The sequence below is a fragment of the Paraburkholderia sp. FW306-02-B genome (assembly GCF_058782725.1).
In genome coordinates this window covers 1465071-1490177 of sequence record NZ_JBYSXZ010000002.1, presented here as the reverse complement: position 1 = coordinate 1490177, position 25107 = coordinate 1465071, and the positions used below count along the sequence as shown (strand labels likewise).

Sequence of the window (25107 nt, the reverse complement as noted above, 5' to 3'; positions counted from 1 at the left end):
GCTTCGCGATGTCCGACGAGAAGACCGAACAGCCCACCGACAAAAAGCTGCGCGACGCGCGCCGCGACGGCGAGACCGTGAAGAGCACGGACCTCCCGTTCGCGGCGATCCTGCTCGCCGCTGCGGTCGGCTTCGGCGTCGGCGGGCCGCGCATGGCGGAGCAACTGCGCCTCGTATTGCGCAGCGGCCTCGACGTGGCACACTTGCAGACGCCCGATGCGCCGCTGCACGACCTGCTCGTCGAAGCCGGCCTGCACGCGTTGATGCTGATCTTTCCGATTGCGCTCGGCGCGGCTCTCGTCGGCATCGCCGCGATCGCGGCGCAAGTCGGATTGCAGATTTCGCTCAAGCCGCTCGAACCGAAGTTCGACGCGATCAATCCCGCGTCCGGCCTGAAGCGCATTTTCTCGGTGCGCTCGCTGATCGATCTCACCAAGACTGTCATCAAGGCGGTCGTGATCACGGCGGTGTTGTGGAAAACGCTCGTGCTGCTCGTGCCGCTATTGGTCGGCGTGGTGTACGAGCCGATCGGGAGTATCGACAGCATTGCCTGGGGCACGCTGTGCCGGGTGCTCGGCATCTCGGGCGCGCTTTATCTCGTGATCGGTGCCGCGGACTATGGCGTGCAGCATTGGCTGTTCATTCGCGATCACCGCATGAGCAAGGACGAAGTCAAACGCGAGCACAAGAATTCAGAAGGCGATCCGCACATCAAGAACGAGCGCCGCAAGATTGCACGCGAGGCCGCTTCCTCCGATCGGCAGCAGCCGATCAAGAACGCAAATGTGGTCGTGGTCAACCCAACCCACTACGCAGTCGCGCTGCGCTATGACCCCTGCGAATCCGGCTTGCCGCGCGTGATCGCCAAGGGCGTGGACGCCGAGGCACGCGTGATCCGCGAGGCAGCGACCCGCCACGGCATACCAATCGCGCGCAATCCGCCGCTGGCGCGGGCGCTTTACCGCGTGGCGCTCGACGACGCGGTTCCCGAGCCGCTGTTCGACGCGGTCGCCGCGGTGCTCGCCTGGGTGGAAGGCATCGGCGGACGGCGCGGCGGCACCAAGGCAACCCCCTGACATCCGATGGAGAAGACCATGTTGAAGACGCTCCGCCTCAATGAGTTCGGCGGCGAGGTGGCGATCGCATCGCTGATCGTCGCCGTGATCTCGCTGATGATCCTGCCGCTACCGCCGTTTCTGATCGACGCGCTGCTCGGGCTCAACATCACGATCAGCGTCGTGCTGCTGATGGTGACGATGTACATACCGTACGCGACGGCGCTGTATTCGTTTCCGTCGCTGCTGCTGTTCACTACGCTGTTCCGGCTGTCGCTGAACATCGCGTCGACCAAGTCGATCCTGCTGCATGCGGAGGCCGGGCACATCATCGAAAGCTTCGGCGAGCTGGTGGTGGGCGGCAATCTCGTGGTCGGCCTGGTGGTGTTCCTGATCATCGCGACGGTGCAATTCATCGTGATTGCGAAGGGTTCGGAGCGAGTGGCCGAAGTCGGCGCGCGCTTTACGCTCGACGCGATGCCGGGCAAGCAGATGAGCATCGACGCCGACGTGCGCGCCGGCAACATGACCGCCGAAGATGCGCAAAAGCGCCGCGGCATGCTGGCGATTGAAAGCCAGTTGCACGGCGGCATGGATGGCGCGATGAAGTTCGTCAAGGGCGACGCGATCGCGGGCCTCGTCATCACGCTCGTCAACATTCTCGCGGGCATCGTGATCGGCGTGAGCTACCACGGCATGACAGCGGGCGAAGCGGCCAACCGCTTCTCCGTGCTGTCGATCGGCGACGCGATGGTCTCGCAGATTCCCTCGCTGCTGATTTCGGTGGCGGCGGGCATTCTCATCACCCGCGTCGCCGACGAGCACAGCAAGCCGAGTTCGCTCGGCACCGAGATCGTGCGCCAGCTTTCCACCAGTTCGCGAGCGCTGTATAGCGCCGCCGCGCTGCTGGGCGGCTTCGCATTGGTGCCGGGCTTTCCCTCCGCGCTGTTCGTCGTGCTCGCGGTCGCACTGTTCGGCGCCGGCCACGTGCTGCGCAAGCAGTTGAAGGACAAAGCGCCGCACGCCGGCCCGGAGCTCCCCTCGCTACGCACCGACGGCCACAAGGGACACCCGCCGACCATCGGCGCGCATCCGCCTTCGTTCGCCGCGCCGCTCTCGGTGCGCCTCGCGCCACAACTCGCGGCGAAGCTCGACACGGCGGAACTGAATCGCGCATTCGATGCGGCGCGCCGCGCGCTCGTCAACGAACTGGGCCTGCCGTTCCCGCGCACCGCCGTATGGACGGCGGACGCTGTGCCGGACGCCTCCTATCAGCTAATGCTGCACGACGTGCCGCAGCAGCCGGTCGAACTCGCGCCCGCACGCAGCGGCCGCGAACAGGCGCTTGCCGATGCGGCGGGCGACGCGGTGCGCGAACACGCACATCTGTTTCTCGGCTTGCAGGAAACGCAGTGGATTCTCGAACGCGTCGGCACCGAGTATCCAGGGCTAGTCGCCGAGGTGCAGAAGGTGGTGCCGGTGCTGCGCATCGCCGAAGTACTCAAGCGGCTGCTCGAAGAACACGTGCCGATCCGCAACTTGCGGGCGATTCTCGAAAGCCTGGTGAACTGGGGCGCCAAGGAAAAAGACCTGCTGCTGCTCACCGAATACGTGCGTGGCGATCTCGGCCGCTTCATCGGGCATCGGGCGACGGGTGGCACTGGGCAGTTGCCGGCGATCGTGCTGGACGTGGAGGTCGAGCAGACCATCCGTCAATCGATCAAGCAGACGCCCGCCGGCAACTTCCTCACGCTCGAACCGCAACAGATCGACCAGTTGCTCGATGCGCTCGAGGAACTGGTCGGCACAGAGCCGCAGCCCAACCTCGCGATCGTCACGTCGATGGACATTCGCCGTTATTTCCGCCGCATGATCGAGCAGCGGATGAAGTGGCTACAAGTCTATTCGTTCCAGGAACTGGGCGATGGAGTCGATCTTCAGCCTGTCGGCCGCGTCGCCTTCTGAGCGGAGGCCACGCGATGACACGCATCCGCTCCACGCGCGAAGTCAGCATCACGCCGCCGACTGCGCCGCACACCTCGGGCACGAGCGGCAAAACCGGCGAGAGCGGCGCCGGCGCGCAACGCTTCGAGACCTTATACGAGACCGCGCGGCAGCAGGCCGGCGAGGCCTGGCGCGATGAAAAGCAGGAGCAGGAATCGCCCGGCGAACCCGCGCCTGACGACGATGCACAGGGAGGCGGCGGCGACGCCCAAGATCAGGAGCCGGCCGAGGGCATCAGCGCCACGGATGCGCCTTTGCCCCTGCTGCCCGCCGTGCCTCCGCTGCCGCCCTCGCTTGCGCTGAACGGCGCGTTGCTTGCCCTTCGCGAGAATCGCCGCGCGTGCACTTCCGCGGCACACGCAAAAGGTCCGGCGCGCAAGGCTGGCGTGCGCGGCGCGCCAGGCAAATCTGTGCATGAAGCCACGCAAGACGCGCAGCACGCCGTTGCGGAACCGTCATTCGGCATGCAGATGATCCGCCGCTGTGCGAGGGCGGCGGAGGGCGATCTTCTGGCCGAGCATCTCGCGGAACGCGTGGCCGGATTTTGCACCAACCCCGCCGTCGAACGTGCGGGCCAGTGGGACGTCGCCGTCGAACTTGACCCGGCCATTCTGCCGCGCACCGAGCTGCGTTTGAGTCTTTCGGGCTGGGGTTTATCTCTTCGTTTCGATAGCCGGGACGCGCGGGCGCGGCAGCTAATCTGTGACAACAGCAACGAGCTCAGGACCCGCCTCGAAGCACGTCTCGGCGGTCGCGTCGCAGTGGAAGTTACAGTTATCTGAAGGGTTCGAGATCATGTCAATGCCTCATGGCTGCACCAGCATCGGCGATCGGTTGCGCTGCTATACACCGGCGCTCGCCGGCGTGTCGCGCGCGCTGTTCGATGCGCGCGGCGGGCTCGGCGTGAAACCGGCAGCGGCACAATCCTTGTCCTCTCATCGCACGGCGCGCCTGCGTATCGGCAGCGCGCATGGCGAGCTGTGCGTGCGCGTCGATGTGAGCCGTCACGCCGCGCTCGAGGCGATTGCCCTGGAGCCGGACCCGGACCGTCGCGCGGCGCTCGGCAATCTGTGGCTCGCGGCGCCGCTCGACACGCTTGCCGGTCACGGCGTCGCGCAGCCCTCGGTGCTGGACATTTCGCTCGATGCCGACCAGCCCGATAGCCAGAACGCCGCCGGCGCGCTCCACTTTGAATACGGACTGGCGGAGAACCCCGCCCACACGGCGGTGCTGCTGGAAGCCCCCGCGCCTCTCGCAGCCGCGCTGGAGCGCCGCATGACCGGCACACGCGCGGCTTCGGTCGCGCTGCCCGACGCGCTTGCCGCCATCGCCGTGCCAACCCGCATCCGCTTGCGCAGCCGTCGTTGCACGACGGCGCTGCTGGCCTCGCTGCGCGCGGGCGACGTCCTGCTCGGATGGCCGCGCGCAAGCGGCTATGCACAAAGCGCACCGCTCGAACACGCGACCGTGCTATGGGGCGCAGCGGATGGCCGCGCCGCCTGCGCGCAGGCCCGCATCGACGGCCACCACATGATCCTTGAGACGTTCCCTGAAACGATGAACCACGATCCCGATCTTTCCCTTGAGAGTGCTGCCGGGTCCACCGGCGAGACCGCCGCCGCGGAGCGCACCGTCGATCTGAACGAGGTCGAACTTCCCGTGCATATCGAGGTGGTAACCGTCAATCTGCCGCTCGGGCAAATCGCCGCGCTGCGGCCCGGCTACATTCTGACGCTGCCGCTCAAGCTCGCCGATGCGGAAATCCGTCTCGTCGCGCACGGGCAGACGCTCGCGCTCGGCGAACTCGTCGCGGTCGGGGACAACCTCGGCCTCCTCATCCAGCACATTGCGAACTCCGATGAACGGCACACCTGAAATCGCCTCGCTGCTCGTCGCGGCGCTCGCTCTGGCCGTCCTGCCATTCGCCGCGATGGTGGTCACGTCCTACACGAAGATCGTGGTCGTGCTCGGACTGCTGCGCAACGCGCTAGGCTTGCAGCAGGTGCCGCCCACCTCGGTACTCAACGGCGTCGCCATCATGGTGTCGTGCTTCATCATGGCCCCGGTCGGCATGGAAGCCATGCACCGCGCGCAGCTATCCAGCGATGCAGGCTCGGGCATGCAGGTGATGCCGCTTCTCGACGCCGCGCGCGAACCGTTTCGCGTGTTTCTGAAACGTCATGCTTCGGAGCGCGAGAAGGCCTTCTTTCTGCGCTCGGCCCGCGAAATCTGGCCGCCCGAGCGCGCCGCCGAACTCAAGCAGGACGATCTCATCGTGCTCGCGCCCGCCTTCACGCTGAGCGAGCTGACCGCGGCCTTCAAGATGGGCTTCCTGCTGTACCTCGCCTTCATTGTGATCGACCTCGTCATCGCCAACGTGCTGATGGCACTCGGGCTGTCGCAGGTCAATCCGACCAATGTGGCCATTCCGTTCAAGCTGCTGCTGTTCGTTTCGATGGACGGCTGGTCGACGCTGATCCACGGTCTCATCTCCACCTACAGGTAACGCCGTGGAATACGACGCGATCACTCATTTCACCACACAGGCGCTCACCCTGTGCCTGCTCGTGTCGTTGCCGCCGGTGGCAGTGGCGGCCGTGACCGGCCTGCTCATCGCGTTCCTGCAAGCCGTCACGTCACTGCAGGATTCCAGCATTTCGCAGAGCGTGAAACTGGTGGTCGTCACGGTCGTCATCGTGATCGCCGCGCCATGGGGCGCGGCCGCGATCCAGAACTTCGCGCGCAACCTCGTGCAGGTGATGTTCACATGAGCATTCCACGCATAGGCGGCGGCTACACGCCGCCCGCCGATCTTTCTTCGGATGCCGATACTGTCGCCCAGCAGCAGGCGGCGCTGGCCGTGCCGCATCACCGTCACGGGCATGCGCTGACGCGTGCCAAGCGCCCGTCGCTGAGGAAACGCCGCAGCGCCGAGAGTCCGGACGCGAACGACCCCGCGGCCGAGAGCGAGGAACTGCTGATGATGCTCGACCAGCATCTGCGACGCAGCCAAACCGACGTGATGCGGGTCGATGCGCGCGAGCCGCGCGGCAGTCAGCATGGCTTCGATCAGGACGAGCATTCCGCCGGCGCGGAGCCGAACGGTAAACGGGCGGGTTCCGACGACACGCACGATCTGCCTGCGCGCGCGCTGCCGATGCGTTTTGCGCAGCGCACGGCGCGCGACGAGACGGCGCTGTTGAAGCACTCGCGCGCGGTCAGTCAAGGACCAGCACGCTCGCCTGGCGATCAGACCGAGGCCGCGCTGATTGGCGTGCAAATCGCGGCGCGCAAGCAGGAACCGTCCGTTGGGGGCAAAGCGCCCGCGCGTGCCAGCCCGACGTATGCCGTCCTTGCGATCGTCCGCGAATTCCTGCAGATGCCGGATGGCGAGCGCACCTCGCGCACCACGCTCGCCCAGATACGCGACCGGCTCGTGTCGGCATCCACGCGCGCCGGACGCGATATGCAAAACAACCCGCAAAGCAACATACAAAGCGGAGTGCGCGGGGCCGCTCAACGCCCGCTCTCCGCCGCGGAGGAATCGATGAATCTGCTGTTGCCCATCGCGCTGCTCAACCTCGGGCGCAGCCGCACCCGCGCGGGCCGCGCAATGGGCATGTCCGCGCTTGCTGCCCTGATCCGCCGCGGACGCGGATGGTGACGGCGGGCGCCATCCCGTCAATCACAATCGAAGAGGTTTCGTTCATGTCCAAAGAAATTCGCATACTGACCGGTTTCCATGCCGGCGCTCAAATAGAGTTGAGTACAACAACGATGTCGATCGGCACCAAACCTGATGCGGACATCCTGATCAACGACTGGAGCGAGTGCACTATGCAGTTGGCAATCGATGCGCAAGACAACTTGACAATCGCTGTGCCCGGCGAAGCCGGCATCGCGATGGACGACTTCATGCCGCGACGTTTCGGTGAAGTCGTGCTGTGCGCGGGCCCTGCCGACACGCGCTGGCCGTCCGATTTGCAACTGATGGAGTCGATGCTGGCGGCGCAACCCGAAGGGCGCAAATACGACGGCGAAACGAGCGACGGCGTGTTTCCGGCCGGCCCGCCCTCCACACCGATCGTTATGCGTTCGCGCCGTTCGCCATGGGTGCATGCCGGCGTCGCCGCCTTGCTGATCGGTTCGATGGGCGCAGCCGCGGTGGTGTTGCCGGCCGGCAAGACGACGCTGGCCGCCGACCGGCCGCAAGCGCGCGCCACGCTCGCCGATGTGCAACAGGCGCTGGCGCAGCTGCATCAGCCGGATCTGGCGGTCGCGCGGCAGGGGGACGGGTTTCTCGTCACGGGCATCGCAGCGAACGCCGCCGAGGCCCGCAGAACGCGCGCCGCGCTTCAGGCACTGGCAGGCAATCGCCTGAACTGGAGCGTCCGGTCCGGTGACGAGATCGCCGGGTCGCTCGCGGAATCGCTGCATGAAGCCAACCTGCACGTGAGTTATGCCGGTGCGGGCCGCCTCGAGGTAACCGGCAGCGCGCACCATCCCGGCGAAGTGCGCGAAGTGGTCGAACGGTTTCGCAGCGATATGCAGTCGCTCGTCGCGCGCATCGACGTGGACGTGACGAGCACCGACGACCTGAAAGTAGCCGGCGACATCGATTCGGCCTTGTCGGCGGACGACGTGAAATACGTGGAATCGAGCGACGGCACGAAGAACTTCGTGGCCGAGCTGCCCAGCAACACCACCCTTCATTGAGGATGACCAGCATGTACGAAGCGATGACCGACAAACTGATCGACGTGCTCGACGACTTGCCGCAGGCAGTGGCGCAGACCCATCGTCACGGTGAAGTGCGGGAAGTGGCAGACGCACTCGACGCGATAGCCAACACCGTCGCCTCGCATTCAACGGAGGCGGCAAGCACGGAAGCTCAGGCAGGACGTGTGGTTGTCGATGGATTTCGCGCCGCGGCGCAGTTGTGCCGCGGCGCAATCGAGCAGTAACACTTGCACCGCGACACACACATGAGGTGTGCCGCGATGCAGGCAAACCGTGCGCAATCCGCAAGGGCCGCACATTTTCCCAGCGTTCCGCATGAAGCGGGACACATTAGCGCAGTACCACTGTTCAATTCTTTTAGGAGATTCAACATGTCGAGCAAGATCCCGACCGACGCAGGCGCAACTGGCAGCTCCATCGCCGACATCTACAAGGCAATGGCTGAAGAAAACGAAATCAACAAGGCCAACACGACCGCGAAGCTTGCGACGATGGGCCCGAAGGCCGCGAAGGACATCGTAGGCTAAGCGCTCCGGCGCGCCATCCGGCCGCGCATGGTGCGCCGGTTGGGAACCGTCCGCGGTTCCCAACCGGTTTTTTTTTGCTCTGCCGCGTGGGCCATCCACCTACAGACCTGTGTTCGTGAAGCGATTCGGCGATAGCGATGAGTATCGAAAGACGTGATGAACTGATCCGCGAGATTTGCGAACTGCGCGACATGCCTGCGCCGGATGCCGTGCTGGAGCGCGGTGTGCTGGAGATCGACGGCTTCGACGCGGCGATCGACCATTTCGAGGAAGACCCCGACGCGCTGTACATGACGTTCCAGTTCGGCATCGTCACGGCGGGGCGCACGTTGCGCGTGTTTCGCCTGTTGCTGGAGGCGAATCTCGCCGTCTATGCGCAGGACCAGGCGCAGCTCGGCCTGGAGGCGGATACCGGCGCGATCGTCCTGATCGCGCGCGTGGCCTTGAGCGAGGAAATCACGGGGCAATGGATGCTCGAGCTGATCGAGCACTATGTCGAGCACGGCCGCTATTGGCGGGACAACATCTTCGTCGCTCGCGACGACATGTTCGAAAACCTCGCCCGTGGCGACTACGTATGGATCCGCGCATGAACCTTCTTTTCAATGGAGAATGAAATGACGCAAGTCAGCCATAGTCACAGCACGACCAGCAGTCCTTCGACCCACAAGACGGACGATAAGGACACGAAGAACAAGGACAACAAAGACAACCAGGGAGGCAGCCCGGCCGACCTGGATGCGGCGATCCAGGCCTTCGGCACACAGGTGATGATGCAGATCTTCCAGGATCAGCAGGAACGCCGTGCTGAGGCACGCGAGGAGGACGAGGACGCCGCCTGAGCGCGTGAGCGCGGGCCGTTCGCGTCATGCGTCGTGACGCGACGGCCCGCCAGCGCCGGGCTGCTACGCCACCGTCACGACGAACTGCGCCGATGAATCGCAAGCGCGATCGAACAACGTACCGTCGCCACCGCGCCGCGTAGCGCCCTGCCCCAAACGCACCGGCAGCGTATCGAACCCCGCTCGTGCGTCGGCGTCGAAGCAGGACTGCGCCGCCTGAGCGACATCGAGCTTGTAGCCGAGCGCATACACGGTCTTGAGATTCAGCTCGGCGGTGCGCGATAGCTGCAGTTTCTTGCGCAGCTTGTAGATGTGCTGCTCCAGCGTGCGCGCGGCGATCTGCTCCGTCGCACCCCAAACGCTGGCAGCGATTTGCGCGCGGCTAAGAAATTTTCCGGGGTTCGAAAAGAACATCCAGGCGATCGAGAACTCGCGCGCTGTCAGCGAAATCCCGACGCCGTCGATCGTCGCGAGACCGAGATCCCGCTGAAGCACGTAGCGGCCGATCTGGATCTGATGCGTGACCGTATCGGAAAAACGCCGCTGCAACGCCAGATGGACGCGAAAGCGGATCTGCTCGATGTCGAAGCGATTCACGACGTCGGTCGCCCCCGCGTCGATCCAGCGCAACAGTCCCGACCAGCTCGACTGGTGCGTCAGTACGATCACCGGCGTGCACACGTCGGCGTTGCAGTCGCGCCACGACAGCAACGCACTGGTTGGCGTCGGATCGGTCCTGGCGTCGATCAGCACCAGGTCATAACGGTTCGCACGCATTGCGCGCAGCAAATCGAGTTCACTCGGGAACGGCTCCATGACGGCTCCGTCTCCGGCAAAGGCTTCGGAAACAGTCCGTCGAAGCAGCCGGTCGTCGGTTGCAATGGCAAATAGCAGGTTATTGTTCACCGCGGTTCGCATCCAAAAAAAGGCATCCACGCTTCTCGATTCCTGCCGTCACCCCTCCAGCGGAGACGGCGGCGTTTCCCCAAAGCACAACTTTTTATCCCCTCGCCCGTCAGGTCGTCGTGGTTTTAGTCAATGGCTGTAGCGGCGTAATTCAAGACCCATTGCATTGCGCCATCAGCATTGATCGTATCGGGCGAGGTCTCTCTCTCTCCGTTAGTGCATCGGGAGCACGCGGTGGATGCGTATTGCGTGGATATTTTCATGCGAAGAGCCAGAATCCAATTCGCGAGGCAAAGCATCTTCCGACAACTTTCGTGAATTGCGCGCCATTCAACGCGATACAGTCGTGAACCAGCTTGCGCGGCGTCATGCGAAAAAAGTCACGGCCTGTATAGCGACTGAAAGCATCTTGTAGCGTTTATGACCGTTACCTTGCGCCACGCGAACAGCGAATCCGCAATGCCGGCTGCGCAATGATGGATTCCGCTGTTGATGCGCACACACACTTACTGTTCCGGATTGCCAATCGAGTCCGTCCTGGAGACCCCATTGTCCGCAAGCAAATGGCGCCGCGTGAGCCAATCGATGTTGTGCCGGCCTGGCTCTGCCGCCGCACGTGCTTGCGGATTCGCGGCGCGCGGCGGCATGGATGTCTTGCCGCCCGGCGCCGCGGCGCTTGCCGGACGCCGCGGCAACAGCAGAGCACCAGGCGCGGTCAGGCTGCGCGCAACCGGCCTCGGACTGACGCCTGCCGTCGGCGGGGTGGCCGTGTCCGCGCTGGAACGGGTTGCGGGGAAGAAACGCGAAAGACGGTTGATCGTCATAAGCCCTCGCAATGGAGCGTCGTCTGTTTAAGCGGCGTAGTACGGCCCCACCGCGTGGCCGCACGCTGACGGCGACGGTTCGGCGGAGGCGCTCGATGCCGTATTGGACGATTCGCAAGGCACCGCGTCGCAAGCGCCTTGCGAAAAGCTGAACCCTTGCGCGAATGAACGCCACACGCGACCTTCATCCTCGCTCCCCGCCAACGTCCTTCATGGCGGCGCAAATACTGGGACATACGCCGGACACGCACGCATCGCGCAACATGGTTCGCGCACGACCTCATGTTTTCGCGCCGTCGCTTCGAAATCCATATGGAGGGCGACCACAATCGCGCCGTTCACCGGTACGCACCGGTACGCATTCGAGGAGACCGTCATGCGCCACGCCATCCGTCATCGTCCGCCGCTTACGCGCCGCGCGCTGATCGCCATCGCCGTCGATATTGCGCTCGCGCTCGCCGCGCAGCCCGCATGGGCCGACTGCTTCGACGACGCAGGGGCGTACCAGCGCGTCAATCCGATGGTGCTGCGGGCGATCGCATGGCAGGAGTCGCATAACCGGCCCAACGCGACGCATCTGAACGCAAACGGCTCGCTCGACTACGGCGTCATGCAGATCAACTCCATTCACCTGCGCGACCTGGCGCGCTACCACATCGATCGCGATGCGCTGATGCAGCCGTGCAAGAACGTGTATATCGCGGCCTGGCATTTGCGCGGCAAGATGGACAAATACGGCAACACCTGGGCCGCGATTGGGGCCTACCATTCGGAGACACCCGCCGAGCGGGACCTGTACGCGCGCCACATCGCCGCGATCCTCGCGGGCTGGCATCAACTGCGGCAGCCGGAGCATGTCGCTCAAAAATGATTTCCCCGAACCGGCCGGCGCCGCCGGGCGATTAACCGCGTCTTTTGCCGGGTGCGCCCGAGGTTAGCAGCGTGATTCATCAATAAGTCATAAATTTCCCGATAACTGGAACAGAAAATAACGCTGCACCTTCACAGAAAACGATTGCAATAATTTTTCGGCTGCCAAGACGGTTTCCGCATGCTCGGGCAAGCGCGGGCTGAAGCATGCAGGCCTCGCCTGCCCGCATGACGCACAGCCGTTCTTCGGTTCGGCGTGCGAGAGTCAATGAGGAAACAATGAGGAACGCTGATGGCGCCCCCCTCCCAGCTCGTGGCAGCGCAACCGATGTAGAAAACGTTCGCCCAAAGCCCCCTCGTTTCGGCGCCATGTCAGCGCGCCCGATCGCGCTGCTTATGATGAAGACCCAAGCAGCGCGCCCCTGACATTTCTATCGCGAACGACATGCTCAAACACGACAACCTGCAAGATGTTGACGCCGGTCACGAACGACGCTTCCCGCCACTCACCTTTTCGAAGCGGGACGGGCTGCTGTACATGCACAACGGCGACGAGTGGGACTCGACGTTCGGGTGTATGGTGCTCGATCATCCAACATTTCTCTGGATGGAGTATGCGCAAAAAATGATGTCGTGGATGCTCTTCGCTGAGCGCTTCTATGAAAAGCCGCGCCTCATCGCGCAACTGGGACTGGGCGCCGGAGCGTTGGCCCGCTTCTGTCACGCCCGCTTTCCGCTCGCGCGCGTCGAAGTCGTCGACATTAACCCCGCGGTCATCGACGCGTGCCGCGAGATGTTCTGCATGCCGCCCGAGGGCGAGCGCCTCGGTCTCATCGAAGCGGACGCGATGGACTATGTCAGCGCGCAAGAGCACCGGGCATCGATCGACATCTTGCAGGTGGACCTTTATCTAAGCGAACACGATGGGCCGGTGGGGCAAGGTAGCGCATTCTACCGGGCCTGTTTCGACAGCCTCGCGACGGACGGCATGATGACGATAAACATCTTCGGCCCGGACCTGGCGGCGGTGACGCGGCAGAACCTGCAATGGCTGTCCGAGCTATTCGATGCGGTTCTGCGGTTGCCGTGCGAGGACAACAACATTCTCATCTGCTTCAAGCGTGCGCCGGTCATCGATATGCAGCAACTGAAAGTGAAAGCGGCCGCGCTCGAGTCGTTTACTGGAATCCCTGCGTCTTCGTGGGTGTTTTTCCGTCGCGACGGCGAAGCGCTGGATCGCGAGAAGGCCCTGGAACTCGAGGCAGTGGTCTAGGCGAATTGCTCAACGCGCGCCAGCGCGTTGCCTGCTTCGCAAATCGACGCAACGCAATCCAGCTTGTAGCCGAGCGCATAAACGGTCTTCAGATTCAGGCCGTTTCCGGGCGACAAACGCAGCTTCTTGCGCAGCTTGTAGATGTGTTGCTCGATGGAGCGCGCGGCCACGTCCTCGCATGAGCCCCACACGCCGCCGGCGATCTGCGCGCGGGTCACGAACTTGCCCGGGTTCGAGAAGAACAGCCACGCCATCGTGAATTCGCGCGGCGTGAGCGGTATCTCGACGCCGTCGAGGGTCAGCACGCCGAGATCTCTTCTCAACACATAGCCGCCCAGCGTGACGGTGTCCGCACCCGCCCGATGATTTTCACGCTGAAGCACAACATGCGCGCGCAGACGCACCTGCTCCAGATCGAAGCGATACGCCACGTCCGTGGCGCCCGCGTTGATCCACCCGAGCATGGCGGTCCAGTCCGGAAACGGCGTGAGAACGATCGCGGGCGTGCACGCAGCCGCGTTGCAATGGCGCCACGACAGCAACGAATCGAGCAGCAATGATCCGTTCTTCGCGTCGATCAGCACGAGGTCGTACGTGGAGGCGCGCATTGCACGCACGAGCGGCAACCCGCCGTCAAACGATTCGACGGCAATCGAATCACCGGCAAGACAGCCGGCCAGATCGCGGGTCAATATGGGGTCCTCGGTCACTAGGGCGAATCGCATGTCTTCTCCTGGTCGGCCTGATGTCAATGAATCGTTCATACGGGCGGGTTGGATCGTTCTCGGTCCCGGTTCCGGTAAGTGCCACCGGGAGCTAAACCGGATGCGCTGCCGCGCCGGCGGTCCGGCGTCTTGCCCACGCGCCCCGTCGCGTGGCAGGCATGCCGCATATCGCTGAACCCTCGCAGCCACGGCGCATTGCGGCGCACGCGTCGGCACGCCCTTACAGAACGTTCAGGATGCGCTGACACGAGAATCCGCGCATCCTGACCCGGCTTCTATTGCCCGCGTCGGCATGGTTGCGGCGCTCGTATCGCGCATCGTGGCTTGCCGACAAATTTCTTCGGTCGTTTGCAACTTTGCTCGCGCTCGACGTCACTTACCGTCATATTTCCAATTTCACTCCGGCAGATTGCGAGCACGACCTCATGTCACCTAACCCGATCGCCTCGACCAGCGTCCCCCGTTGCCGTGCGCACCGTCGACGCGGACGACGCCGCGTTGCTCAAACGCCTCTGAGGGAGACAAGGCCGCGCTGTCCGCCGGGCTCGCGGTGATCGCGCTGCTGGAAGCGGGCGGACTCGCGATGCTCGGCATCCGGCATGGCGACGCTGGAGCGCCGCCGAACTACCGCACGTTGTCCGAACCCAACGCCGCCGTCACGCGGGCAACGATCCGGCTCGTCGCCGATGCGGTGATGCCGGTGGGTCAGTTGCAGACGCTGCTCGCACCGCTGCATTTGCAGATAGTCGGCGGCCCTGGAGAGAACGGCGTCCATTCGCTTGCGCGAACTGCCGGCCATGTTGGCGTTACCGCGCAGTTGTCGGCGTGATGTACGGCACCGCATGTCCACTTTGCGGAGCCTGCCGGCGATGCCGACGGCGGCGTCTGAGCGGCTACGCGCGAATTCGCATATCGCAAGCGTTTAGTCAGGCAGCGTTACCGACGGCGGATCGTCATAGTCGTCGAGACGATCGCCTGGTGTCACTTGCTCGAAATTTGTCCGGTCACGTTTATCGGTTAGGATTGGCACGACCCTGGCAGCGGCGCGGCGCGGCGCCGCGCCGGGTCGTTCAGATGGCTTGACCACGGTCACAGTCCCCGATCTACCGGAACGTGAACGAATAATATGGAGTTGCAGCGTCCTTTGTCCCCGCATTGCCGCGGGGCAGCCTGCTTGCCCGGCCTGCTTCGATGCTGCACTGCGCTCGTCACGCTCGCAGTTTTATCCGCGCCCGCCACAGCCACAAGCGACGATTGGCAGTTCGAGGCGGGCATCACCACCAACAAGGTCACCCGCGGCATGGACATCGGCAACGGGCAGCCGTCGGTCAGTGCGGGGGCCAACTGGTATCCGGGCAACGGCTTCTTTGCGAGCGCGTCCGCGGCGTCACTCCGGTCCGCCCGCAGCCCGACCAACGGCGCGGAAGTTGTCGCCAACGGCGGATACGGTTGGCGATTGGCCGGCGACTGGAGCGCCCAGGCCATGCTCTCGCACTACCAGTTCCTCCAGGGATCGCAGTCCTCGCGCCTCAACTACGACGAACTGGTGCTAACCGCCGGCTGGCGCGACTCTGTGTTCGCCTCGGTCGCGCTGTCGCCGGACACCGGCTTTGGGCCGACGCCGAGTTCGCGCGCTGTCTCGTATGACCTGGTGGGCCGCCTGCCGCTCGTGCACGGCTGGACCGCGACGGCCGGCATCGGCTACTACGATCTGCACACGGTGCTCGGCCTCGGGTACGTCTACGGCAACGTCGGACTGAGTTATCAGTTTCGCGCGTGGCAATTCGACGTGTCGTACATTGCGACGAACAATGAAGCCAAGGCGAAGCTTGGGCCGGGCGCGAGCAATCGCTGGATCGCCGATGTCATCTGGCATTTCTGAGCGGTGGCGTAACTTTTTACCCGGCAACGCGCACCTACGGCTATTTACATCATGAATCGAGTTGCCATGACGCCCAAGGACCGCTATGTCCCGCATCTTCCGTTCGGCGCGGGTTCGACAGTGAACGGCGGCGTGCGCGGCACGTGGGCCGCCATGGTGCGGCGCACGTGCCTTTGCTGGCTGTCCCTGTGCGCCGCTTTCGCGATATCCGCGTGCGCGCTCGTGCCCGCGACGCCCGACCCGGCCGTTGCCACCCAGCAGATGAAAGCGCGCCCCGAGCGGATGATCGTGCTGGCGGTCAAGAATCCGCCGGAAACGCTGATGTTGCGCGCGGGCACGACGGCGGGCGGCTACGGCGCGGCCGGCGGCTATTCGCCGGGCGGCAGCGCCCGCGCGCAGGTCGCCGCGCTCGCCGCGCAATATGGCCTGAGAGAGGTGTCGTCGTGGCCGATTCCGTCGCTGAAGGTGCATTGCGCGATGCTCGAGATCATCGACGACAGGCCGCGCGACCAGGTCATCGCACGACTCTTGGCCGATTCGCGCGTCAGCCTCGCGCAACCGTTGCAGACCTTCGATCTGCTCGGCGAAGCGCCACGCGGCAACAACGACTACACCGACTTGCAGCAAGGCTTTCGCGAAATGGGCGCGGGCGCGGCGCAAAAGGTCGCGCGAGGCGATTCGGTGCGCGTCGCGGTGATCGACACCGGCGTCGACACCACCCACCCCGATCTGCACGGCCGCATTGTCGCGACCCGCAATTTCGTCGACGAGGACTGGCGGCAATTCAATCGCGACCTGCACGGCACCGCGGTCGCGGGCGTCATCGCGGCGGATCGCGCCGGCGGCCCGGATGGCAGCGCCGGCATCGAAGGCGTCGCGCCGCACGCAAAAGTGATCGCGGTCAAGGCCTGCTGGCAAGCGGACAATCGCAGCGGGCCTTCGCGGTGCAATTCGTTCACGCTCGCCGAAGCGATCCAGTCGGCGCTCGAGGCGCACGCACAGATCATCAATCTGAGTCTGGGCGGGCCGGCGGACCCGCTGCTGAGTCAACTGATCGAACTGTCGGTGAAAAAAGGCGTGATCGTGGTCGGCGCGGTGCTGCCGGACGGCGACCTGAAAGCGTTTCCGGTCGGCGTGACGGGCGTGATTGCCGTCGATTCGGCACGCGTGGCGGGCAGCTCGCCAGCCGATGCCGGCTCGAACGTGCTGTATGCGCCGGGCCGTGACATCCTGACGCTCACGCCGGGCGGACATTACGACTTCGTGTCGGGCTCGTCGTTCGCGGCAGCGAACGTGACGGGCACCATTGCGTTGCTGCTCGGGTTGCAGCCAAGCCTCGACGCGCATTCGATCGAAGCGTTGCTCGACCAGACGAGTGGTCCGAGCCGGCAGCATGTTCGGGTCATCAATGCCTGCCGCGCGGTAGAGGCGCTTCATCACCCCTGCGTCGAGGCGGCCCGTTGAACGGGACCGCCGCAATGCAGCGATGACTACTCCTCGCGCAGGCGCTCTTCACGCAAGCGATCCGAACGCAAAGGTTCTGAGCGCAGCTGTTCTTCCCTGCGACGTTCGGCGCGCACATCGTCGTCGTGGGTGCTGACTTGCAGCAAGCTCGCGCGGTCGTCAGCCGTTGTACAAGGTTGCGAAAACGCATTCGCGGATGCGAGCAGCAGTGCGCAGGCAACGCCTGCGGCCAGGTTGAATGAACGCGGCAACAACATTCCGAATCCCGCTCACGGTTGAAAAAAACCATCCTCGTACTGAGAGCCCATCCGAGCCGCGCCAATAGCGAACCGGATTGGCGGGAGACGAACCGCTTTTTTCACTGCACAAAATGAATCTGCCACGCTCTCTCAGTCAAAGCGCCTCGACCAGATCCTTGCGCCGCGTCTGGCAATACGCCGAGCACGCAAGCTGCGCCGCATTCGCGGCCGCGTGAATCATCGGGCTCGCGTTCACCGGCTTGCAAATCGACACGATGATCGGCGGGGGCACGGGTTTGAGCGGCAACTCGATGAATTCGCCGCTTTGCAAGGCCTCCGCGACGAACAGGCCGGGAATGGCGGCGACGCCATAGCCGTCGCGAACCAGTTGAACGATCGCGGCCACCGAGGGCGAACAGGTGATGCGCGTTTGCCCGGCCGGCATGCCGAGCTGCTGCGCCAGCCCATGCACGATGCTTTCGAGCGCGACTTGAGGCGCCGTGCCGCGCCCGAATGTCAGAACCGGACGCTCCAGCACACGCAGCGCGAGCCCTTCGGCGCGTTTGGACAACAAGCCCCGTTTCGCGATCCACCGAACCGGATAACTGGCGATAGCGCTGGAGACGATCTTCGTGCTGTCGATGCCCTCGACCCGTATCACGAGGTCGAGATCGCCGCTCAGCAGACGCCGTTGCAGCACCGAACTCGAATCGACGGTCAGGTCCACCTCGAGCCGCGGAAAACTCGCGTTCAACTGGGTGACGTAGTGCGCGAGCCAGCTATGCACGACCGTCTCGATGACGCCCAATCGCAGCTTGCCGCCAACCACGACTTCCTGGCCCGCCGCCTCCCGCAACGCGCGCGCGGCATTGACCACGTTTTTCGCGGGCCCGAGCAGATTCTGGCCCGATGGCGTCAGTCGGAAGCCCGTCGTCGAACGGTCGACGAGTTCCGTTTTGAGTTCGTCCTCCAATGAACGGATGCGCAGCGAAATCGTGGCCGGCGTTGCATGCAGCACGCGGGCCGTCGCCCGAAAGCTTTCGAGCTGGGCAAGCGTCACAAAGGTTTCGAGAAAGCGCGTGTTCATGGGCGATGTCTGAAGATTGGGGCGGATTCTTTCATCGTTTCCTGTTCGCAGTATGCCTTAACAAAAAACGCCATTTATACGGAACGGAACACTTTTCTTGACGCTATTCCGAAACAACGCCATGTATTCGCCATGCATGAAAGCGCCCTTGCCACCCCAGCCATGAAAGCCCGCCTGTAAAGATTTTCATGGAGACAGCCAAGCGCTTGGCTCGACGCCTGCCCGAGCACCAGCTACGTAAAAACCCGCACGAAACCGTTAGGAAAACCTGAACGCCAGCGGCACGAATTACTCGCTGGCGCTGCTATTTTGGCGATCCTAATCTCCACTCCATCGCACTCACGAATGGAACCGCAGTCATGCCGCACACCTTTCGCCAGCAAATCCGCAGCAAGGAATTTTCCAGGCCGACGGCCGGTTATTGCGGCGACTTCGCACAGGCCAATCTCGCCATTCTTCCGCGCGACTACGCCGAGGATTTCATGCGCTTCTGCCTGCGCAATCCGAAAGCCTGCCCGCTGCTCGCCGTGGGCGAACCGGGGCAATTCGATCTGCCGATGCTCGGCCGCGACCTCGATATCCGCACCGACGTCCCCGGCTACAACGTCTATCGCGACGGCGTGCTGTGCGAGCAGCCCGCCGACATCCGCGAAGTATGGCGCGACGATCTCGTCGTGTTCGCGATCGGCTGTTCGTTCTCGTTCGAGCAGATGCTCGCGCGTGAACGCATTCCGCTGCGCCACGTCGACGAAGGCGTCAACGTGCCGATGTACCGCACCAACGTTGCGAATCAGGCAGCGGGCCGGTTCGGCGGCCGGCTCGTCGTCTCCATGCGGCCGATGAGCGGCGCGCACGCGATTCGCGCCGTGCAGATCACGAGCCGGTTTCCGTCGGTGCACGGCGCGCCGGTGCACATCGGCGATCCGGCGGTACTCGGCATCCAAGATCTGTCGAGCCCGGATTTCGGCGATCCGGTATCGATCCATGAACATGAGCTTCCGGTCTTCTGGGCCTGCGGCGTGACGCCTCAAAGCGCCATTGAAAGCGCGCGGATGCCGTTCGCGATCGCGCATCGTCCTGGCCACATGCTGGTCACCGACATCCCCAACGCATCGCTCGCGGTGTTCTGACGCACGGATTGGCCGCATCTCAGGAGAAACACATGAACACGGAAGCGCAATACGCAAGCACGCCCGTCGACGACGGAACAGCCGACGCCGCGAGCCGCGGCATGTTCGGCTGGTACCGGCATACCAATGCCAGCGAACGGCGGGCATTCTGGAGCTGCAAGATCGGCTATGCACTCGATGCGATGGATACGCAGTTCCTGAGTTTCGTGATTCCGACGCTGATCGCGACGTGGAGTCTCAGCAAGGGCGAAGCCGGCTTGATCGGCACGGTCACGCTGCTGACCTCCGCGCTCGGCGGCTGGGTCGCCGGCATTCTTTCCGACCGCATCGGCCGGGTCAAGACGCTGCAGATCACCATCATCTGGTTCGCCTTTTTCACGCTGGCGTGTGCGTTCGCGCAGAACTACAGCCAGCTTCTGATTGCGCGCGGTTTGATGGGCTTTGGCTTCGGCGGCGAATGGACGGCGGGCGCCGTGCTGATCGGCGAAGTGATCCGGCCGCGCGACCGCGGCAAGGCGGTGGGCATGGTGCAGGCGGGCTGGGCCATCGGCTGGGCGTCGTCGGCGGGACTCTATACGCTGGTGTTCTCGCTTCTGCCCGGCGACATCGCGTGGCGCGCGCTGTTCGCGCTCGGTGTCTTGCCCGCGCCGTTCGTGATCTTCATCCGCCGTTTCGTCGAGGAACCCGAAGTTCATCTGCAGCAGAAGCAGCGCGAAGCGGAAGCGGGCAACCGCAGTTCGTTCTTCGAAATCTTCGGCCCCGACGTCTGGCTGACGACGCTTCGCACCGCGATCCTCGCCACTGGCACGCAAGGCGGCTACTACGCGATCACCACCTGGCTGCCTACTTACCTCAAGACCGAACAGCATCTTAGCGTAGTCGGCACGGGGGGCTATCTCGCGGTCATCATCGCGGGCTCGTATGCGGGTTACCTGTGCGGCGCTTTTCTCAGCGACCGCTTTGGCCGCAAGCTCAATTTCATCGCGTTCTCGATTGCTTCGATGGCGATCGCCCTCGTGTACACCCGCGTACCGATGAGCAACGCGCTGCTGCTCGTGCTCGGCTTCCCGCTTGGCTTCTTCGCATCGGGCATCTTCGCCGGGATGGGCGCGTTCATGACCGAACTCTTCCCGACGCGGATTCGAGGTTCAGGCCAGGGCTTTTGCTACAACTTCGGCCGCGCGGTCGGTGCGACCTTCCCGTTCCTGATCGGCTTCGTCGCGCAAAAAATGGCGCTTGGCGTCGCGATCGGCACCTTCGCCGCGGCCGCCTACGGCGTCGTGATTCTGGCGGCGCTGACATTGCCCGAGACGCGCGGCGCGCAACTCAGGTCGTGAGCACAACACTATTTACCGGAGGTTTCTTCTGATGCATCAAGCCGACACCCCTGCACCGCATGATCGCCGCTGGCAATTCTGGATCGACCGCGGAGGCACGTTCACCGACATCGTCGCCCGCCGCCCCGACGGACAGATCGTCACGCACAAGGTGCTTTCCGAGAATCCCGAGCGATATCGCGATTCGGCGGTGCAAGGCATCCGCGAATTGCTGGGTGTGGCGGCGCACGAGCCCGTGCCGGCGCATCTGATCGACAGCGTACGGATGGGCACGACAGTCGCCACCAACGCACTGCTCGAACGCAACGGCGCGCCTACCGTGCTCGCGATCACCAGGGGTTTTGCCGACGCGCTGCGGATCGCCTATCAAAGCCGTCCGAAGCTGTTCGTGCGCAACATCGAGTTGCCGACGCTGTTGTATGAGCGAGTGGTGGAAATCGACGAGCGGATCGGCGCACGCGGCGAAGTGGTGCGCGAGCTGGATACCGAGCAGGCTTTCGCAGCGTTGCGGCAAGCCTACGACAGCGGCATCCGCTCCTGCGCGATCGTGCTGATGCATGGGTATCGGTACGCCGAACATGAACGCAAGCTCAAGCAAATCGCGCAGGACATCGGCTATACGCAAATCTCCGTGAGCCACGAGGTCAGCCCGCTGATGAAGCTGATCTCGCGTGGCGACACGACCGTCGTGGATGCGTATCTGTCGCCGATTCTGCGCCACTATGTTCAGCAAGTGGAAAGCGATCTGGGCGCCGTGCCGCTGCAGTTCATGCAGAGCAACGGCGGTCTCACCGACGCGCACCGCTTCCAGGGCAAGGACGCGATCCTGTCCGGCCCCGCCGGCGGCATCGTGGGTGCGGCGCAGGTGTCGAAGCTCGCGGGCTTCGAATCGATCATCGGCTTCGACATGGGCGGCACGTCGACCGATGTGACGCACTACGCGGGCGAGTACGAACGCGAGTTCGCCACGGAAGTGGCGGGCGTTCGCATCCGCGCGCCGATGATGAAAATCCATACCGTCGCGGCAGGCGGCGGCTCGATCTGCAGTTTTGACGGCGCGCGCTTGCGCGTGGGCCCCGAGAGCGCCGGAGCGAATCCCGGTCCGGCGTCGTATCGGCGCGGCGGCCCACTGACCGTCACCGATTGCAACGTGATGACCGGCAAGATCAGCGCGCAGTGGTTTCCTCACGTGTTCGGACCTGAAGGCAACCTGCCGCTGGATGCCGTCGTCGTACAGCGCAAGTTTGTGGAGGTTGCGGCGCAGGTTGAGGATGCGACGGGCATCGTGCGCTCACCGGCCGAAATTGCCGAGGGCTTTCTGAAGATCGCCGTCGAGAACATGGCGAATGCGATCAAGCGGATCTCGGTGCAGCGCGGCTACGACGTGACGAAGTACACGCTCGCCTGCTTCGGCGGCGCAGGCGGTCAGCATGCGTGCCTCGTCGCGGATGCGCTCGGCATGACGCGGGTGTTCATCCATCCGCTCGCAGGCGTGTTGTCGGCCTACGGCATGGGTCTCGCCGACGTGCGCGCACTGCGCCAACTGGCAGTCGAAACGCGCCTCGACGCGGCATCGCTCGCCGCTTGCGAGGAAGCGTTCGCGTCGCTGGGCGCGGCGGCGGAAAGCGAAGTCGCCGAGCAGCACATCGCAAGGGACCGCATCACGCTGCGCCGCACGCTCCACGTCAAGTACGACGGCACCGACACTGCACTGGAGATCGAATTCAGCCGCGACGCGCCGGCAATTGTCGAGACGTTCGAACGACTCTACCGCGCCCGTTACGGGTTTCTGATGCCGAACAAGGCACTCGTGATCGAAGCCGTCGCCGTGGAGGCGATCGGCCAGGCGCACGAGGTCGAGGACGAACACTGGCCGCTCGCCGAGGGCGCTTGCGCGGATCCCGAACCGCTCGCCATGACACGCGTGTTTTCAGGCGGCGAATGGCACGACACGCCCGTGTTCGATCGCGACTCGCTGGCGCCCGGCGCGCGTATCGACGGACCAGCCATCGTCAGCGAAAAGACCGGGACGACCGTAATCGAACCGGGCTGGCAGGTTCAGGTCAGCAGGCACAACCACCTCGTGGTCGATCGGACGAGCGCGCTCGTGAACCGTCATGCGATCGGCACCGATGCCGATCCCGTGTTGCTCGAAGTATTCAACAACCTGTTCATGTCGATTGCCGAGCAGATGGGCGTGACGCTGGCGAACACGTCGTACTCGGTCAACATCAAGGAACGTCTCGACTTCTCGTGCGCGCTTTTCGACGCGGACGGCAACCTGATCGCCAACGCGCCGCACATGCCGGTCCATCTCGGCTCGATGGGCGAGAGCGTGCAGACCATCATCGAACGGCGCGCGGGCACCATGCAGCCCGGCGATGTCTACGTGCTCAACGCGCCGTATGGCGGCGGCACGCATCTGCCGGACGTGACGGTGGTGATGCCGGTTTTCGTCGAGGAGCACGCGGCGCCGACGTTCTATGTCGCGGCGCGCGGCCATCATGCGGACATCGGCGGCATTTCGCCGGGTTCGATGCCGCCCGACTCGACGCACGTCGATCAGGAAGGCGTGCTGCTCGATAACGTACAACTGGTCGCGCAAGGCCGCTTTCTCGAAGGCGAAATGCGCGAGTTGCTCACCTCGGGCCGTTATCCGGTCCGCAACGTCGAACAGAATATGGCCGACCTGCGCGCGCAGGTCGCGGCGTGCACGAAGGGCGCGCAGGAGCTCGACCGTATGTGCAAGCAGTTCGGCCTCGACGTGGTGCAGGCGTACATGCAGCACGTGCAGGACAACGCCGAGGAAGTCGTACGGCGAACGCTGTCGGTGCTCAGGGACGGACGCTTCGAATACGAACTCGACGACGGCGCGAAGATCGTCGTCGCCGTGTCGATCGACCGCGAGGCGCGTTCGGCCGTCATCGATTTCGAAGGCACGAGCAAGCAGCAGCCGAATAATTACAACGCGCCGTCCGCGATCTGCAAGGCGGCCGTGCTGTATGTGTTCCGCACGCTCGTCGACGATGACATTCCGCTGAATGCCGGTTGCCTGAAGCCCCTGGATATCCGTATTCCCGCGGGCTCGATGCTCAACCCGCGCTATCCGGCCGCCGTCGTCGCCGGCAATGTAGAGACTTCGCAGGTCGTGACCGATGCGCTCTACGGCGCGCTCGGCGTCATGGCGGGCGCTCAGGGCACGATGAACAACTTCACGTTCGGCAACGAGCGATACCAGTACTACGAGACCATCTGCGGGGGCGCCGGAGCGAGTGCGTCGTCCGCAGGCTGCAGCGCGGTGCAGACACATATGACGAATTCGCGGCTCACCGACCCGGAAGTGCTCGAGTGGCGTTTCCCGGTTCGCCTTGATGACTTCCGGGTGCGCCAAGGCAGCGGCGGGGGCGGTCGATGGCAAGGCGGCGACGGCACCGAGCGACGCGTCCGTTTCCTCGAGCCGATGACAGCCGTCATTCTCTCGAATCGCCGGCGGGTTGCGCCGTTCGGGATGGCGGGCGGCTCGCCGGGCAAGGTCGGCGTCAACTGGGTCGAACGAGCCGGTTCGTCCGCGCGGGAAACCTTCGGCGCGCGTCATCAGGTGCAGATGAATGCCGGCGATGTCTTCGTGATTCAGACGCCGGGTGGCGGTGGATATGGAGTCGCGTCCGAGGTATGAGTTAACGCCGGCCTGGCGGTGTGCCTCGTCATCCGCGGGTATGCGCGCCGCGATCGACGTGCCGCTGCCGGGCGCGCTATGCCCCGGGATCTCGCCGCCCAGAACCAGCGCGTGCTCTCTCATGCCGACAAGCCCAAACGATTTGGCGCGCGGCGCCGACGGATCGAACCCGCGCCTGTCGTTGCGTATTTCCAGTCTCCGGTGCGGCCAGACCTGCTCGAGCGAAATCGTGACCTCGTTCGCGCCGGCGTAGCGCGCGACGTTCGTCAGCGCTTCCTGCACGAAGCGAAACAGTGCGATGACACGCTCTTCGTCGAGCACCAGATGGTCGCCCGATCTACCCGTAACCTCCAGACCATCATCATGATCGTGCCTTTCGCGCGCGTAACGTTGGGCACGGCCCTGGAGAGTCGCTTACCAGGAGATTGACGACGGTCTTCGACAGGATACTAACCCGGGCAATCCTCGGCACGGCTTCTGACGCAATCATTGCGAGTGTGCGCCGGCCACGGCGCCCTGAGGGCGC

General features: G+C 64.2%; 24 protein-coding genes and 1 pseudogene. 20 read left to right on the top strand and 5 right to left on the bottom strand.

Annotation, left to right across the window (positions count from 1 at the left end; genetic code table 11):
* Positions 1-8 precede the first annotated feature (8 nt).
* The 12 genes from sctU to AC3WOG_RS27790 all read left to right on the top strand — a co-directional run bounded on the left by sctU (position 9) and on the right by AC3WOG_RS27790 (position 9168).
* A complete protein-coding gene (gene sctU, locus AC3WOG_RS27845) occupies positions 9-1076 on the top strand; it encodes a type III secretion system export apparatus subunit SctU (protein WP_492581058.1) in 1068 nt (355 codons plus the stop codon).
* Positions 1077-1094: 18 nt separating this feature from the next.
* Entirely contained in the window at positions 1095-3020 is a 1926-nt protein-coding gene (locus AC3WOG_RS27840; protein WP_492581057.1) for an FHIPEP family type III secretion protein, read from the top strand.
* A gap of 14 nt (positions 3021-3034) precedes the next feature.
* The gene (gene sctP, locus AC3WOG_RS27835) at positions 3035-3841 is read left to right on the top strand and encodes a type III secretion system protein SctP (protein ID WP_492581056.1); all 807 of its coding nucleotides are present in this window, start codon (positions 3035-3037) and stop codon (positions 3839-3841) included.
* Positions 3842-3854: 13 nt separating this feature from the next.
* On the top strand, positions 3855-4934 hold the full coding sequence (sctQ, locus tag AC3WOG_RS27830; protein WP_492581055.1) for a type III secretion system cytoplasmic ring protein SctQ: 1080 nt from the start codon (positions 3855-3857) through the stop codon (positions 4932-4934).
* Positions 4918-5565: a type III secretion system export apparatus subunit SctR gene (gene sctR / locus AC3WOG_RS27825; protein WP_054036883.1), complete on the top strand. Its 648-nt coding sequence runs from the start codon at positions 4918-4920 to the stop codon at positions 5563-5565. The genes sctQ and sctR overlap by 17 nt, the downstream gene beginning before the upstream one ends.
* Before the next feature lie 4 nt (positions 5566-5569).
* The gene (sctS, locus tag AC3WOG_RS27820) at positions 5570-5830 is read left to right on the top strand and encodes a type III secretion system export apparatus subunit SctS (RefSeq protein ID WP_073431576.1); all 261 of its coding nucleotides are present in this window, start codon (positions 5570-5572) and stop codon (positions 5828-5830) included.
* Entirely contained in the window at positions 5827-6723 is an 897-nt protein-coding gene (locus tag AC3WOG_RS27815) for a hypothetical protein (protein WP_492581054.1), read from the top strand. Before sctS ends, AC3WOG_RS27815 begins: the two co-directional genes overlap by 4 nt.
* 44 nt (positions 6724-6767) lie before the next feature.
* Entirely contained in the window at positions 6768-7775 is a 1008-nt protein-coding gene (gene hrpD5 / locus AC3WOG_RS27810; protein WP_492581053.1) for an HrpD5 family protein, read from the top strand.
* An 11-nt stretch (positions 7776-7786) separates the two neighbouring features.
* Positions 7787-8023, top strand: a complete 237-nt coding sequence (locus AC3WOG_RS27805) for a hypothetical protein (RefSeq protein WP_128576472.1) — start codon at positions 7787-7789, stop codon at positions 8021-8023.
* Positions 8024-8170: 147 nt separating this feature from the next.
* Positions 8171-8326: a hypothetical protein gene (locus AC3WOG_RS27800; RefSeq protein ID WP_165848098.1), complete on the top strand. Its 156-nt coding sequence runs from the start codon at positions 8171-8173 to the stop codon at positions 8324-8326.
* 137 nt (positions 8327-8463) lie between these two features.
* On the top strand, positions 8464-8919 hold the full coding sequence (locus AC3WOG_RS27795) for a CesT family type III secretion system chaperone (protein ID WP_115776278.1): 456 nt from the start codon (positions 8464-8466) through the stop codon (positions 8917-8919).
* Positions 8920-8943: 24 nt separating this feature from the next.
* Complete coding sequence (locus AC3WOG_RS27790; RefSeq protein WP_492581052.1) at positions 8944-9168, top strand: hypothetical protein; 225 nt, start codon at positions 8944-8946, stop codon at positions 9166-9168.
* A gap of 63 nt (positions 9169-9231) precedes the next feature.
* Here AC3WOG_RS27790 and AC3WOG_RS27785 read toward each other — a convergent pair whose 3' ends face one another.
* Together AC3WOG_RS27785 and AC3WOG_RS27780 are read right to left on the bottom strand one after the other, a co-directional pair.
* On the bottom strand, positions 9232-9984 hold the full coding sequence (locus tag AC3WOG_RS27785) for a response regulator transcription factor (protein ID WP_492581051.1): 753 nt from the start codon (positions 9982-9984) through the stop codon (positions 9232-9234).
* A gap of 596 nt (positions 9985-10580) precedes the next feature.
* On the bottom strand, positions 10581-10898 hold the full coding sequence (locus AC3WOG_RS27780) for a hypothetical protein (RefSeq protein WP_492581050.1): 318 nt from the start codon (positions 10896-10898) through the stop codon (positions 10581-10583).
* Positions 10899-11274: 376 nt separating this feature from the next.
* Here AC3WOG_RS27780 and AC3WOG_RS27775 point away from each other — a divergent pair, with 376 nt between their 5' ends.
* Complete coding sequence (locus AC3WOG_RS27775; RefSeq protein ID WP_492581049.1) at positions 11275-11769, top strand: lytic transglycosylase domain-containing protein; 495 nt, start codon at positions 11275-11277, stop codon at positions 11767-11769.
* Positions 11770-12213: 444 nt separating this feature from the next.
* Positions 12214-13041 (top strand): class I SAM-dependent methyltransferase, encoded by an 828-nt coding sequence (locus tag AC3WOG_RS27770; RefSeq protein WP_492581048.1) that lies wholly within the window; start codon positions 12214-12216, stop codon positions 13039-13041.
* Here the strand turns inward: AC3WOG_RS27770 and AC3WOG_RS27765 are convergent.
* The gene (locus AC3WOG_RS27765; RefSeq protein ID WP_492581047.1) at positions 13038-13766 is read right to left on the bottom strand and encodes a winged helix-turn-helix domain-containing protein; all 729 of its coding nucleotides are present in this window, start codon (positions 13764-13766) and stop codon (positions 13038-13040) included. The two genes, AC3WOG_RS27770 and AC3WOG_RS27765, sit on opposite strands and share 4 nt — an antisense overlap.
* 550 nt (positions 13767-14316) lie before the next feature.
* Between AC3WOG_RS27765 and AC3WOG_RS27760 the strand changes: the two genes are divergently transcribed.
* The 3 genes from AC3WOG_RS27760 (at position 14317) to AC3WOG_RS27750 (ending at position 17112) form a co-directional block, all read left to right on the top strand.
* The gene (locus tag AC3WOG_RS27760; RefSeq protein WP_492581046.1) at positions 14317-14595 is read left to right on the top strand and encodes a hypothetical protein; all 279 of its coding nucleotides are present in this window, start codon (positions 14317-14319) and stop codon (positions 14593-14595) included.
* A gap of 345 nt (positions 14596-14940) precedes the next feature.
* On the top strand, positions 14941-15648 hold the full coding sequence (locus tag AC3WOG_RS27755; RefSeq protein WP_492581045.1) for a TorF family putative porin: 708 nt from the start codon (positions 14941-14943) through the stop codon (positions 15646-15648).
* Positions 15649-15699: 51 nt separating this feature from the next.
* Complete coding sequence (locus AC3WOG_RS27750) at positions 15700-17112, top strand: S8 family peptidase (protein ID WP_492581044.1); 1413 nt, start codon at positions 15700-15702, stop codon at positions 17110-17112.
* A 393-nt stretch (positions 17113-17505) separates the two neighbouring features.
* On the opposite strand, the gene AC3WOG_RS27745 is transcribed toward AC3WOG_RS27750, so the two are convergent.
* Complete coding sequence (locus AC3WOG_RS27745; protein WP_492581043.1) at positions 17506-18438, bottom strand: LysR family transcriptional regulator; 933 nt, start codon at positions 18436-18438, stop codon at positions 17506-17508.
* 359 nt (positions 18439-18797) lie between these two features.
* Here AC3WOG_RS27745 and AC3WOG_RS27740 point away from each other — a divergent pair, with 359 nt between their 5' ends.
* The 3 genes from AC3WOG_RS27740 to AC3WOG_RS27730 are packed head-to-tail and all read left to right on the top strand — an operon-like array spanning position 18798 to position 24581.
* Positions 18798-19568, top strand: coding sequence for a putative hydro-lyase (locus tag AC3WOG_RS27740; protein ID WP_492581042.1), 771 nt, complete (start codon positions 18798-18800; stop codon positions 19566-19568).
* A 32-nt stretch (positions 19569-19600) separates the two neighbouring features.
* On the top strand, positions 19601-20905 hold the full coding sequence (locus tag AC3WOG_RS27735; RefSeq protein ID WP_492581041.1) for an MFS transporter: 1305 nt from the start codon (positions 19601-19603) through the stop codon (positions 20903-20905).
* Between the two features lie 31 nt (positions 20906-20936).
* Positions 20937-24581: a hydantoinase B/oxoprolinase family protein gene (locus tag AC3WOG_RS27730; protein ID WP_492581040.1), complete on the top strand. Its 3645-nt coding sequence runs from the start codon at positions 20937-20939 to the stop codon at positions 24579-24581.
* Between the two features lie 90 nt (positions 24582-24671).
* Here the strand turns inward: AC3WOG_RS27730 and AC3WOG_RS27725 are convergent.
* A pseudogene (locus AC3WOG_RS27725) lies at positions 24672-24863 on the bottom strand (ATP-binding protein); the annotation flags it as partial.
* Positions 24864-25107 lie beyond the last annotated feature (244 nt).

Bases quoted from the DNA above. Each gene is read 5' to 3' on its own strand.
- AC3WOG_RS27815 (WP_492581054.1), top strand. From the start codon at position 5,827: ATGAGCATTCCACGCATAGGCGGCGGCTACACGCCGCCCGCCGATCTT.
- AC3WOG_RS27775 (WP_492581049.1), top strand. From the start codon at position 11,275: ATGCGCCACGCCATCCGTCATCGTCCGCCGCTTACGCGCCGCGCGCTG.
- AC3WOG_RS27780 (WP_492581050.1), bottom strand. From the start codon at position 10,898: ATGACGATCAACCGTCTTTCGCGTTTCTTCCCCGCAACCCGTTCCAGC.
- AC3WOG_RS27800 (WP_165848098.1), top strand. From the start codon at position 8,171: ATGTCGAGCAAGATCCCGACCGACGCAGGCGCAACTGGCAGCTCCATC.
- sctU (WP_492581058.1), top strand. From the start codon at position 9: ATGTCCGACGAGAAGACCGAACAGCCCACCGACAAAAAGCTGCGCGAC.
- AC3WOG_RS27770 (WP_492581048.1), top strand. From the start codon at position 12,214: ATGCTCAAACACGACAACCTGCAAGATGTTGACGCCGGTCACGAACGA.
- AC3WOG_RS27795 (WP_115776278.1), top strand. From the start codon at position 8,464: ATGAGTATCGAAAGACGTGATGAACTGATCCGCGAGATTTGCGAACTG.
- sctR (WP_054036883.1), top strand. From the start codon at position 4,918: ATGAACGGCACACCTGAAATCGCCTCGCTGCTCGTCGCGGCGCTCGCT.
- AC3WOG_RS27790 (WP_492581052.1), top strand. From the start codon at position 8,944: ATGACGCAAGTCAGCCATAGTCACAGCACGACCAGCAGTCCTTCGACC.
- AC3WOG_RS27745 (WP_492581043.1), bottom strand. From the start codon at position 18,438: ATGAACACGCGCTTTCTCGAAACCTTTGTGACGCTTGCCCAGCTCGAA.
- AC3WOG_RS27730 (WP_492581040.1), top strand. From the start codon at position 20,937: ATGCATCAAGCCGACACCCCTGCACCGCATGATCGCCGCTGGCAATTC.
- hrpD5 (WP_492581053.1), top strand. From the start codon at position 6,768: ATGTCCAAAGAAATTCGCATACTGACCGGTTTCCATGCCGGCGCTCAA.
- AC3WOG_RS27735 (WP_492581041.1), top strand. From the start codon at position 19,601: ATGAACACGGAAGCGCAATACGCAAGCACGCCCGTCGACGACGGAACA.
- sctP (WP_492581056.1), top strand. From the start codon at position 3,035: ATGACACGCATCCGCTCCACGCGCGAAGTCAGCATCACGCCGCCGACT.
- AC3WOG_RS27805 (WP_128576472.1), top strand. From the start codon at position 7,787: ATGTACGAAGCGATGACCGACAAACTGATCGACGTGCTCGACGACTTG.
- AC3WOG_RS27785 (WP_492581051.1), bottom strand. From the start codon at position 9,984: ATGGAGCCGTTCCCGAGTGAACTCGATTTGCTGCGCGCAATGCGTGCG.
- AC3WOG_RS27740 (WP_492581042.1), top strand. From the start codon at position 18,798: ATGCCGCACACCTTTCGCCAGCAAATCCGCAGCAAGGAATTTTCCAGG.
- AC3WOG_RS27840 (WP_492581057.1), top strand. From the start codon at position 1,095: ATGTTGAAGACGCTCCGCCTCAATGAGTTCGGCGGCGAGGTGGCGATC.
- AC3WOG_RS27765 (WP_492581047.1), bottom strand. From the start codon at position 13,766: ATGCGATTCGCCCTAGTGACCGAGGACCCCATATTGACCCGCGATCTG.
- AC3WOG_RS27750 (WP_492581044.1), top strand. From the start codon at position 15,700: ATGAATCGAGTTGCCATGACGCCCAAGGACCGCTATGTCCCGCATCTT.
- sctQ (WP_492581055.1), top strand. From the start codon at position 3,855: ATGTCAATGCCTCATGGCTGCACCAGCATCGGCGATCGGTTGCGCTGC.